We start from the raw sequence: 11746 nt of genomic DNA on the forward strand, positions 1-11746 counted from the left end.
CATGGCTAATCATCATTCATCACGTATGCTCAATCACTTTCATCGTTTTACGCCGCGAGCGACGAGCGTGTTGCTCGCCTTGATGCTGGCAGGTTGCGCGGTAGGGCCTGATTATCATCAACCGGATTCTCAAGCGCCCGCGCAGTTCAACGATACGAAACAATCATCGGAGGCTGCGTCTTCAGTGACGATGCAGTCCGAGCCGGACCCGCGTTGGTGGCGGGGGTTTAAGGATCCGGTGCTGGACAGCCTGATCGAGCGCGCCATCGCGGGCAACCTGACGTTGCGTATGGCGGTGCTGCGTATTGCGCAAGGCCGGGCGCAAACCCAGATGGAGGGGGCTGCAGGATTGCCGAGCATCAGCGCCAACGCCAGCTACAACCGCCAGTTGCTGGGGTTGAAGGGCCTGTTGCAGTCCAATGGTGCGTATGACAAAGCCCGGGACTATGACGGCGCGTCAGATGTGCTGGACCAAATCACTCAGCCAACGGGATTGTTTCAGGTTGGCTTTGATGCCTCGTGGGAACTGGATCTGTTCGGCCGTGTGCGCCGTGCCGAAGAGGCTGCCCAGGCCCAAACGGATGCAGTCATAGAAAGCCGTAACGATGCCTTGGTCAGCCTGCAAGCCGAGGTGGCACAGGCCTATGCACAACTACGCGGCGCACAAGCAATGCGGCAAGTTTTGCAGAATGAGTTGAATGTCGCGCGCGATACCTTGGATCTGACACAGAGCCGCCAGCGGTCAGGACTGGCAAGTCAAATGGATGTCGCTAACCAGCAGACGCAACTCGCGCAGCTGGAGTCGCGTTTGCCGTCGACCGAGCGGCAGGAGCGCCAGGCATCCAATGCGTTGGCGGTGCTGCTGGGATTGACGCCAGGGGCGTTGGATGCCGAGCTCAGTGCACCGGCAGCCATTCCCGCCGTACCGCAAATGGTGCCTGTCGGTGTGCCATCGACGTTGGCGCGCCGCCGTCCTGACGTACGGCAGGCCGAAGCCCAGCTGCATGCCGCGACGGCACAAACGGGTGTCTCGATCGCGCAGCTATTTCCCGATGTCTCGTTGTCAGGGCAATTCGGTTCGCGTGCCACCGATGGCGACTACATAGGCCGATGGGCCAGCCGGTTCTGGTCGATCGGTCCCAGTGTGTCTTTGCCGATTTTTCAGGGCGGCCGCTTGATCGAAAATGTGAAGCTCGCCAAAGCCCAGCAAGCCGAGATGGCGTTGAACTACCGGCAAACCGTGCTGACCGCGCTGCAAGATGTAGAGAACGCATTGGTCGCGTATCGCAGCGATCAGGTCAAGCGCGATTCTCTGCAACGCGCGGTAGATGCGGGCCAGGAGGCTTTCGAACTCGCGCGGGACGCGTATAGGGGAGGATTGGGCAGCTTTCTGGATGTATTGTCTGCAGAGTCAAGATTGGATGAATCCCGGCAAGCGTGGGTCGAGGCCAATCTGCAGGTAACGACCGATCTGGTGGCACTGTACAAGGCCTTGGGTGGAGGCTGGCAGGATGATGTGCAACCAGGGGCACCATTGCCGCCAGTCGGGTCTATCGGCAATGCCGGGCACGTTGCGCCATCTGAACCGATCGAGGATAAGGGAGATTCGCGCGATAATGCCGGTCTAGGAAAATCGGAGCCGGCGCAATGACGCAGTCCGCGATGCCCACGAACGTGTTGGGGCGCAAGCAGGAGCAGGTCATCCAGGCTGCGCGTGATCTGTTCCTGCAGCATGGCTTTGAGGGCGCGACGATGAATATGATCGCCGCACAAGCCGAGGTCTCAAAGGCTACGTTGTATGCGTACTATCCTACGAAAGAACAGGTTTTTGTCGCAGTCATTCAGCGCGAGGTCACGACGCTGCGTGCGACCATCATGTCGACCAGCGAAGACGAGAGCCGGCCTATCCGGGATAAGTTGCTCGAGATCGGCAATACGGTGATTTGTGCGGCGACGATGCCGGATCATGTGTTTTTCTTTCGCGCCATTATTGCTGCGACGTTGCGATTTCCAGAGCTCGGCCGCATCATCAATCAAGATTTCCGGGCGCCGTTGCGGGACAGTGTGGCGCAGATGTTGTTGCAGGCGTCGCAGAAGGGCGAGCTTTCCTGTCCGGACCCTCAGTTTGCTGCGCAGACGTTTCTCTCTATCGTGCGGGGGGATGTTGCGATGACGGCGCTGTTTGATGCCAGTGCGGCGAGGCAGTTGCAGGCTGGCATTCATGAGCATGTGCGCGAGAGTGTGGAGGTGTTCTTGCGGGCGTTTGGTGGTGGCGGTGGCGTTGAGTAAGGGGTGTTCGCTCGCAATGAGTCGAGTTCTTTAGGCGCATTCGGTCGGTGTGCAAAAGCCGCGCAGGCCCTATCGCACGGACTCGGCCCATGACCAGGGGCCTCGGCCCGCTTCGCGGGCTAAATCCGCGCTCTACGGGCCGGCGCGGCTTTTGCACACCGACCGAATGCTCGCAATGTCTGCTGGCATCGGATGCTGGATGCCGTGCTAAAAAAACTGGTCGTGGGCCAGTCAGCATCCGTTGTTTATCTCTATTGTGAGTCCCGGGTGCGTGCCTGAGTGCGGCACCGGGCCGTTGAGCACGGATTTAGTCCGCGAAGCGGACCGAGGCCCCTGGTCATGGGCCGAGTCCGTGCGATAGGCCCGGTGCCGCACTCAGGCACGCGCCCGGGACGCCTAAAGAAATCCATACTGCCATCAGCAAACGACCACCAAAAACCGTCCGCCTAAACGAGCGTTACGAAGAAGAAACCCGCCTCCGAGCCATAAACGCCTGCAATTCCCCGACGATGCCTCGCCGAAACGCCAGTACGCAGATGATGAAAATCAGGCCAATGACGATCGTGACCGATTCACCCAGTCGCAGGAACCAGTCATTGCCCGTCGCGTTGGCCATGAACCGCCCGAAGTCGCCGACTTTGTTTTCCAGCAGCACGACGATAAAGGCTCCCAGGATAGGCCCGGTCAATGTTCCCAGGCCACCGACCAGCGTCATCAGAATCACCAGCCCCGACATCTGCCACGTTGCATCGGACAGTGTGGCGGATACGAACACCAGTGTCTTTGTCGCGCCCGCGAGTCCGGCGATCGCTGCCGATAAAACGAAAGCGAGCAGTTTGAACCGGTCTACGTCATAGCCCAATGACAAGGCTCGCGGCTCGTTCTCGCGCAGTGCCTGCAGCACCTGCCCGAATGGCGAATGGACGGTGCGCCAGATGATGAAGTAGCCGATCGCAAAGATCCCCATCACCACGTAGTAGAGATTCAGGTCGTTGCTCAGATCGATAAAGCCCAGCAGCGTGCCGCGCGGAACGCGTTGCAGGCCGTCTTCGCCGCCGGTGAAGGGCGCCTGCAGGAAATAGAAAAAGACCATCTGCGCCAGGGCCAGCGTGATCATCGCAAAATAGATGCCGCTGCGGCGAATGGCCAACAAGCCCATGACGAGGCCGAGCGCGGCGGCGACAGCAGTGCCGAATATCAGGCCCAGTTCGGTGGGGAATCCCCATATTTTGATGGCATGTCCCGCCGCATAGGCTGCGCTGCCCAGGAATGCGGCATGGCCGAATGAGAGCAGGCCGGTGTATCCCAAGAGCAGATTGAAGGCGCAGGCAAATAGTGCATAGCACATCACCTTCATGGCAAAGATGGGATATACGCCCATGTAGGGCAACAGGGCCACAATGATGGCCGCCGCCGCGTAGCAGAGTAATTGGCGATTCATTTCTCTTTCCCAAATAACCCGGCGGGGCGAAGCAACAGGACGATGGCCATGATGATGAATACGACGGTGCTCGAGGCCTCAGGCCAGAACACTTTGGTCAGGCCTTCAATCACACCGAGCCCCAGGCCTGTGACGATGGCGCCCAGGATTGAGCCCATGCCGCCGATCACCACGACGGCAAAGACGACGATGATCAGGTTCGACCCCATCAGTGGCGATATTTGCAAGACCGGCGCGGCGAGGACGCCTGCAAAGCCAGCCAAGGCGACACCGAAACCATAGGTCAAAGTCACCATGCGCGGTACGTTCACGCCAAAGGCTTCGACGAGTTTGGGGTTTTCCGTGCCGGCGCGCAGCAGGGCGCCCAGACGGGTGCGTTCGATGACGAACCAGGTGGCCATGCACACGGTGATTGACGCTACCACGACCCAGCCGCGGTAGTTGGGCAGAATCATGAAGCCCAGATTCGTGGCGCCACGCAGGGCGTCGGGCGTGGGGTAGGGTTGGCCCGATACACCGTAAAAGCTGCGGAACAACCCCTCGATCAAGAGTGTCAAGCCAAAGGTCAGCAGCAACCCGTAGAGGTGATCGAGTTTGTAGAGATGTTTGAGCAGCAGTTTTTCGATGATGATGCCGAACAGGCCCACGACGATCGGCGCGAGGATCAGCATGATCCAGTAGTTCAGGCCGAAGTACGACAACCCCATCCATGCGACGAATGCCCCCAGCATGTACAACGAGCCGTGCGCGAAGTTGATGACGTTGAGCAGTCCGAAGATGACAGCCAGACCCAGGGACAGCATGGCATAGAACGAGCCATTGACCAGGCCCAGAAGCAATTGGCCCAGCAAGGCCTGTATTGGTATGCCGAATAGATCAGTCATGTGGCAAGAATCCTGCGCGTTCGGATGGATGCGTGCTAACTCTGAGCGCCCCGGTCCGGGTAGAGAGCCAGGGCGCCGCGAGGATCAGTGGATTACTTCTTGATGAGTTTGCAGGTTGATTCCGAGGGCTTGGTGTAGACCTCGTCGCCAGGAAGATTGGCGACAACCTTGTAGTAGTCCCACGGGCCTTTGGACTCTGCGGGCGTCTTGACCTGCATCAAGTACATTTCGTGCACCATGCGGCCGTCTTCGCGCACGTAGCCGTCTTTGGCGTAGAAATCGTTGATCTTGTTGGACTTCATCCATTTCATCAACGCATCGCCGTCGTCGGTGCCGGTGGCTTTGACGCCGTTCAAGTAAAAGGCGACCGAAGAGTAGTCGGCGGCTTGCAGGCTGGAGGGCTTGCGTTTGACCTTTTCTTCGAACTTCTTCGACCAGGCGCGGGCTGCGTCGGATTGATCCCAGTACCAGCTGTCGGTCAGGTACATGTTCTGCGTGGCTTGCAGGCCCAGGGAATGGATGTCGTTGATGAAGATCAGCAGGCCTGCCATTTTCATGGTCTGCGTGACGCCGAACTCATTGGCGGCTTTGATCGAGTTGATCGTGTCGCCGCCCGCATTGGCCAGGCCCAGGATCTGAGCGCCAGAGGCTTGGGCTTGCAGCAGGAATGACGAGAAATCGGCAGTGGCCAGCGGCGCGCGCACTGCGCCTTTGATTTCGCCGCCAGCGGCCTTGACCACGGCGCTGGTGTCGCGTTCGAGCGCATGGCCAAACGCATAATCTGCAGTCAGGAAGAACCAGCTCTTGCCGCCGTTTTTCACGACTGCCGAGCCCGTGCCGCGCGCCAACGCGACGGTGTCATAGGCGTAGTGCACGGTGTACGGCGTGCATTGTGCGTTGGTCAGGTCCGATGCGCCCGCGCCGATGGAAATAAAGGGGCGTTTCTTTTCTGCTGCAACGGCTGCCATGGCCAGGTTGGTGGCGGAGTTGGTGCCGCCGATCAGAACGTCCAGGCCTTGTTGGTCGAACCATTCGCGCGCACGGCTCGAGGCGATGTCGGCTTTGTTTTGATGGTCTGCGGTGACAAGCTCGATTTTCTTGCCATTGATCTCACCGCCCGCATCGGCAATCGCCATGCGGATGGCTTCGACACCGGCCGGGCCATCGATGTCGGAATAGACACCCGACATGTCAGTGATGAAACCGATGCGGATGACATCGCCGGAGATACCTTGTGCCTGGGCGGGTAGCCCGGCCAATCCCAGACCCGCTAGGGCCAGCACGGCAGTGATGTGATGCAGCTTCATGGGATGACTCCTTTGCTTCTCTTTTATGGATGCCGTCAATGCGGCGAACGACAGGATTCTTATACGCCCAACAGTTCGTTCAACGTATCCTGTTTCTCTTGAAGTTGATGGGCCTCGAAGTGCTCGACGATCTGGCCGTGTTCCATGACATAGAAACGATCAGACAACGGCGCCGCAAAGTGGAAGTTCTGCTCCACCATCACAATGGTGTACCCGCGTTGTTTCAAGGCGGTGATCATGCGGGCGAGGGCTTGCACGATGACGGGGGCAAGCCCTTCGGATATTTCATCCAGCAACAGCAGATTGGCACCTGTGCGCAAGATGCGTGCTACGGCCAGCATCTGCTGTTCGCCGCCGGATAGACGCGTGCCCGGAGAATTGCGGCGTTCCTGCAGGTTGGGAAACATGTCGTAGATTTCGGCTAACGACATGCCGCCGCCGAGCGCACCGCCGACGGCGGGAGGCAATAACAGGTTTTCTTCGCATGACAGGCTGGCAAAGATGCCGCGTTCTTCGGGGCAGTAGCCGACGCCGAGATGCGCGATCTTGTAGGTGGGCAGATCAATCGCCTCGGTGCCGTGAATCCGGACCGAGCCTTTGCGTGAGCCCGTCAAGCCGAGGATCGCTCGCAGGGTAGTCGTACGGCCTGCGCCGTTGCGCCCCAGGAGGGTGACGACTTCGCCTTGACCTACCTTTATATCTACGCCATGCAGGATATGCGATTCGCCGTACCAGGCCTGCAAACCGGAGATTTCGAGGGCGAGCGTACTCATGCGTGTGCTCCTTGCAAAGCTCCTTCCGTGGTGCCCATATACGCTTGCATGACTGCGGGGTGGCGCGACACCTCTGCGTAGGGGCCTTCTGCCAGTACTGCGCCGCGCGCCAGTACGGTGATGGTGTCGGCGATGGACGAGATGACGTTCATGTTGTGCTCGACCATCAAGATCGTGCGGCCTTCGCTGACGCGTTTGATCAACTGGGTCACGCGGTCTACGTCTTCGTGGCCCATGCCCTGCGTGGGCTCATCCAGCAACATCAGTTCGGGCTCCATGGCCAATGTCGTTGCAATCTCGAGTGCGCGTTTGCGGCCGTACGGCAGGTTGACCGTGATCTCGTTGGCGAACGCGCCGAGATCGACTTGTTCCAGCAGCGCGAGCGCCGCCGCATTGAGTGAATTCAGTTGTTTCTCGCTACGCCAGAAATGAAATGACAAACCTGTCTTGCGCTGCAGGCCGATGCGTACGTTTTCCAGCACGGACAGGTGCGGGAATACGGCCGAAATCTGAAACGAACGAATAATGCCGCGCCGCGCAATTTGCGCAGGACGGTCGCGGGTGATGTCAGTGCCGTTAAAAAGAATCTGGCCCTTGGTCGGAGCGAGAAATTTCGTCAGCAGATTGAAGCAGGTGGTTTTGCCCGCGCCGTTCGGGCCGATCAACGCGTGGATTTGCCCGCGCTTGACGCGCAGATTCACCCCGTTGACGGCAACGAAGCCGAGAAATTCTTTCGTGAGGCCTTTTGTCTCCAGGATTATGTCATCCATGCTCGCGGCACCCGCATTATCTTTTTTAAGAGTTGCGGCGAGTATGCGCATCTACGGTTGAAAATTCCATGAGGGTTTTTCATAGGTATTGCAATGCGGCATGACGCATTGTCGGCCAGCCGACAATGCGCTGGCTGGATACCGGGAATAATCAACAGTTACAAGCAAATAACCCCGCCATCCAAAGGGGTGGCGGGGTTATGTCTGCATTATTGCAGTGGTGTTTTATGTTTGTATTCGCACAAATCCGCAATGCCGCATTGCGGGCATTTGGGTTTGCGTGCGACGCAAATATAACGGCCCAACAAGATCAGCCAATGGTGGGCGTCCTGCATGTATTCGGCGGGGACGAATTTGACCAATTTGTTTTCGACTTCGAGCACATTTTTGCCCGGGGCGATGCCGGTGCGATTGGATACCCGAAAGATATGCGTATCGACTGCCATGGTCGGCTGACCAAAGGCAGTATTGAGCACGACGTTGGCGGTTTTGCGGCCGACGCCGGGCAGGGCTTCGAGGGCCTCGCGCGTTTGCGGGACTTCGCCGCCGTGCTGTTCGAGCAGCAGCCTACAGGTGGCGATCGCGTTTTTCGCCTTGGTGCGATAGAGGCCGATGGTCTTGATGTATTCCGATAAACCTTCTTCGCCGAGTTCAACCATCGCCTTGGGCGTACCGTAGCGCGGGAAGAATTTGCGCGTGGCGATGTTGACGGATTTGTCGGTGGCTTGGGCCGACAACAGCACCGCGATCAACAATTGAAAGGGGGTGTTGTACTCGAGCTCGGTCGTGGGGTGTGGGTTGGCGGCTTTGAGGCGTTCAAAAATGGCCCGGCGTTTTGCAGCGTTCATATTCAGGTAGAGGCAGTACGGCGTGCGCGGGCGCGCGCCAGGGCGGACTCGATGGCCGAGCGCTTACGCGTTTCGTCGTCGGCGCTGATGGCTGGAGGCTGTGCGGCGGGCAGCGGCGCCGGGCTGTCTAATTCAGCCGATGCGGCCATGAGCCGCTCGTTGTGCGCCGTTTCGCGCGCCAGGCGCAATTGCCGTGTCCGATGACGTTGGCGGCCCGCCTCTGCGTCGGCGGGTGTCCAGGCCCGGTTGGCGGGCACCATGTCGATGCAGTCCACAGGGCATGGCGCGACGCAGAGGTCGCACCCTGTGCACCAGTCGGTGAGTACGGTGTGCATGCGTTTGTTGGCGCCCACGATCGCATCGACCGGACAGGCGCGAATGCACAGCGTACAGCCGATGCAATGCGCCTCGTCGATGCGCGCGACCAGCAGCGGGCCCGGTTCGCCGCGGCTCTGATCCAGCGGCAGGACGGCGGTGTGCAGCAACGCAGCCAGGGCTGCAATGCCATCGTCACCTCCCGGAGGGCAGCGATTGATGGGCGCTGCGCCATCGGCAATCGCCTGGGCGTAAGGTCGGCAACCGTCGTACCCGCACTTTGTGCACTGTGTCTGAGGCAGCAGGGCGTCGATACGGTCGGCAAGAGTAAGACAGGACATGGCGGAAAAACGGAAACAGGGCATGCTGACGATTTGGACCTGGCGCAATGCCGCTACCGAACCGAGCACATGAGCCCGGCAACGACGTGGGCGTACACGAACGTAGGTGAACACAGGCGGCCCGGAGGCCGCCCCATCAGTCGTCAGGCTTGCGAGGCAATCGTTACACGTCAGGGCTATGCCTGACGGATGAACTCCGCAATTTTAGGACAGATCAGCTCGCGCCACCGCCGGCCCGAGAAAATGCCGTAGTGGCCGCAGCCTTTCGCGGTGTAGTGCTGTTTGCGTGCCGCCGGAATGCTACTGCATAGCGAGATCGCCGCGCGCGTCTGGCCCTGGCCAGAAATATCGTCCAATTCCCCTTCGATGGTCAGCAAGGCGACTTGCTTGATGTCGGCAGGTTTGACGGTCTGTTTGCCAACCTTCCAAGTGCCGTTGGGCAACTGGAATTCCTGGAACACGATGCGTATGGTGTCGAGATAAAACTCGGCGGGCATGTCCAATACGGCGTTGTATTCGTCGTAAAAGCGCCGATGGGCCTCGGCATCGCTATCGTCCCCGCGCAGCAGGTCCAGGTAGAAATCGTAGTGCGATTTGAGATGGCGATCAGGATTCATCGCCACGAACCCGGCATGCTGGAGAAAACCGGGGTAGACCCGGCGGCCTGCACCCGGATAACGGGCAGGCACGGTGTCGATCAGCTGGCTTTCGAACCAGGAATGGGGCTTGGTCGTGGCCAGGCGATTGACCTGAGTGGGGGACTCGCGCGGATCGATCGGGCCACCCATCATGACCATACTGCGCGGCTGGTGGGCGTCGCCTGCGGTGGCCATCAGGGACACGGCCGCCAGTACTGGCACCGTCGGCTGACAGACCGAGATCACGTGAACGTCCGGGCCCAGATGACGGATGAAGTCCTGGATATAGCGAACGTAGTCGTTCAGATGAAAGGGGCCGGCCGCCAGCGGGACCATGCGGGCATCGACCCAGTCCGTGACGTAGACCTCATGATCGGGCAGCAGCGCACGAACGGTGTCGCGCAGCAGGGTGGCATGGTGGCCGGATAGGGGCGCGACGAGCAGCACGCGCGGATCGTTGCGGCGCACGGCGCGTTCGAAATGCACGAGGCGGCAAAACGGCTGCGCCACGGCCACGGTTTCTTTGACCTCGACGTGTTTGCCGTCGATCTGGGTGGCGGGCAGTCCCCAGGCCGGCTTTTGATATTCCTTGCCCAGCCGGTGTATCAACTCACAGCTGGCCGCCAATTGGCGCGAGAGCGGGGTATAGGCCAGCGGACTGTACGGGTTGGAAAATAATTGCGAGCTGGCGTCGGTGAATGCAGCAAGAGGCGTCAGGAATGCTCGCTGCATTTCATGTAAGTGATACAGCATCTAGGCGAGGGTCCTTTAACTGAGCGGGGGCAGCAGAGCTGGCCAAAGCGTCCATGAATGAACCGGGACTATCCGTCGGAACGCGTCCAGACGTCGAATTGATTATTACTATTTCGAGTAAGGATATATCTATTGCGTCTGGCAAGTTGGGCACAAAAGCGCGAAATTTGTCCCTAAAAAACAACATTTTGCCGCGAAGGGCGCGTTACCAGTAATTTTCGACGGCCAAATTTCCGGGGATACCGCGCCGGCCAGGCGCAAATCCTCGTGCTGCGAGCAGTTTGCGGGCCTCGCTGAGCATGGCTGGATTGCCGCACAGCATGATCTTGGACTGCTGGGCGTCCAACGGTATGCCGACGAGTTGCTCGAGGCCCCCGTTTTCGATCAAGGTCGTCAGCCGTGCCTGAGGCATCCCCGGGATGGTTTCGCGCGTGGCGATAGGCAGGTAGATCAGTTTGCGCGGATCTTCCTTGAAATAGTCCGCGTAGGCGGGCTGCTGCGACCAGTTTTCGATCTCGTCTCGATAGGCCAGCTCGGTGGCGGATCGCACGCCATGGACCAGAACAATGCGTCGAAATGCCCGCCACGTTGCAGGATCGCGCAGGATGGATAGATAGGCCGACAGGCCCGTCCCCGTGGCCAGCAGCCAGAGGTCACCACCCTGAGGGAACCGCTCGATGGTCAGAAAACCAAAGGGCGTCTTGTCGACGTAGAGGGCATCACCTGCGCGCAGTTGCGCCAGCCGTGGGCTGAATTGCCCGTCCGGCACCACGATGGAATAGAACTCGAGTCGGTCTTCGTGAGGGGCGGAGACCATGGAATAGGCACGCCACAGCGTGGGCTCCCCGTCCGGGTCGTTCGCCTCTGGCAGCCCCACGCGCGCGAACTGTCCGGCCTGAAACGTAAAGGCCGGATCGCGGGTCACGTGTACCGAGAACAGTTTTTCGGGGACCCATGTCTGTACATGGGTGACGGTTTGGCGCGTGTACTTGGATTCTGTCATCTAGAACGTAGTCGGGCGTGCGGCAGCGAGTGGCGCGGCCGAGCCTGGCCTATTTTTCCAGGAGTTCCAGCTTGCCTTCCTTGCCATTCCAGTCGTCGGCATCGGGCAGCGGCTTTTTCGCGCGGCTGATGGGAGCGAATTCGGGCGTCAGCTCGGCGTTGATCGCGATGAACTTTACCTGGTCCTGGGGCACGTCTTCTTCGGCGTAGATGGCGTTGGCAGGGCATTCGGGGATACAGACTGCGCAGTCAATGCACTCGTCGGGGTCGATGACCAGGAAGTTGGGGCCTTCGCGGAAACAATCTACCGGGCACACGTCGACGCAATCGGTGTACTTGCATTTGATACAGTTTTCGGTAACGACGTGGGTCATTCGGGGCTCCG

At 59.6% G+C, this 11746-nt stretch carries 12 protein-coding genes; 2 read left to right on the plus strand and 10 right to left on the minus strand.

The genetic code is table 11. From position 1 onward, the window contains the following. Window position 1 precedes the first annotated feature (1 nt). Window positions 2–1651: an efflux transporter outer membrane subunit gene (locus ACYVIT_RS05845; RefSeq protein ID WP_415808887.1), complete on the plus strand. Its 1650-nt coding sequence runs from the start codon at window positions 2–4 to the stop codon at window positions 1649–1651. Continuing rightward, entirely contained in the window at window positions 1648–2289 is a 642-nt protein-coding gene (locus ACYVIT_RS05850) for a TetR/AcrR family transcriptional regulator (protein ID WP_415808888.1), read from the plus strand. The genes ACYVIT_RS05845 and ACYVIT_RS05850 overlap by 4 nt, the downstream gene beginning before the upstream one ends. A gap of 457 nt (window positions 2290–2746) precedes the next feature. On the opposite strand, the gene ACYVIT_RS05855 is transcribed toward ACYVIT_RS05850, so the two are convergent. From ACYVIT_RS05855 to fdxA, 10 genes are all read right to left on the minus strand, one after another. Then, window positions 2747–3730, minus strand: a complete 984-nt coding sequence (locus tag ACYVIT_RS05855) for a branched-chain amino acid ABC transporter permease (RefSeq protein ID WP_415809019.1) — start codon at window positions 3728–3730, stop codon at window positions 2747–2749. Further along, window positions 3727–4614, minus strand: coding sequence for a branched-chain amino acid ABC transporter permease (locus ACYVIT_RS05860; RefSeq protein ID WP_415809018.1), 888 nt, complete (start codon window positions 4612–4614; stop codon window positions 3727–3729). The genes ACYVIT_RS05855 and ACYVIT_RS05860 overlap by 4 nt, the downstream gene beginning before the upstream one ends. Before the next feature lie 92 nt (window positions 4615–4706). Further along, a complete protein-coding gene (locus ACYVIT_RS05865) occupies window positions 4707–5921 on the minus strand; it encodes an ABC transporter substrate-binding protein (protein ID WP_415809017.1) in 1215 nt (404 codons plus the stop codon). 59 nt (window positions 5922–5980) lie between these two features. Further along, a complete protein-coding gene (locus ACYVIT_RS05870; RefSeq protein ID WP_094820203.1) occupies window positions 5981–6694 on the minus strand; it encodes an ABC transporter ATP-binding protein in 714 nt (237 codons plus the stop codon). Further along, window positions 6691–7464 carry an ABC transporter ATP-binding protein gene (locus ACYVIT_RS05875; RefSeq protein WP_094820722.1) on the minus strand — a complete coding sequence of 258 codons (774 nt, stop codon included), beginning with the start codon at window positions 7462–7464 and terminating at the stop codon, window positions 6691–6693. The genes ACYVIT_RS05870 and ACYVIT_RS05875 overlap by 4 nt, the downstream gene beginning before the upstream one ends. A 209-nt stretch (window positions 7465–7673) precedes the next feature. Beyond that, complete coding sequence (gene nth / locus ACYVIT_RS05880) at window positions 7674–8312, minus strand: endonuclease III (protein WP_415809016.1); 639 nt, start codon at window positions 8310–8312, stop codon at window positions 7674–7676. 2 nt (window positions 8313–8314) lie between these two features. Next, entirely contained in the window at window positions 8315–8968 is a 654-nt protein-coding gene (gene rsxB, locus ACYVIT_RS05885; protein ID WP_415809015.1) for an electron transport complex subunit RsxB, read from the minus strand. Window positions 8969–9144: 176 nt separating this feature from the next. After that, on the minus strand, window positions 9145–10359 hold the full coding sequence (locus ACYVIT_RS05890) for a polyhydroxyalkanoate depolymerase (RefSeq protein WP_415809014.1): 1215 nt from the start codon (window positions 10357–10359) through the stop codon (window positions 9145–9147). 205 nt (window positions 10360–10564) lie between these two features. Continuing rightward, a complete protein-coding gene (locus ACYVIT_RS05895; RefSeq protein ID WP_415809013.1) occupies window positions 10565–11362 on the minus strand; it encodes a ferredoxin--NADP reductase in 798 nt (265 codons plus the stop codon). Between the two features lie 49 nt (window positions 11363–11411). Next, window positions 11412–11735: a ferredoxin FdxA gene (gene fdxA, locus ACYVIT_RS05900; protein ID WP_415809012.1), complete on the minus strand. Its 324-nt coding sequence runs from the start codon at window positions 11733–11735 to the stop codon at window positions 11412–11414. Between the last annotated feature and the right edge of the window lie 11 nt (window positions 11736–11746).

This window comes from Bordetella muralis (assembly GCF_054781015.1).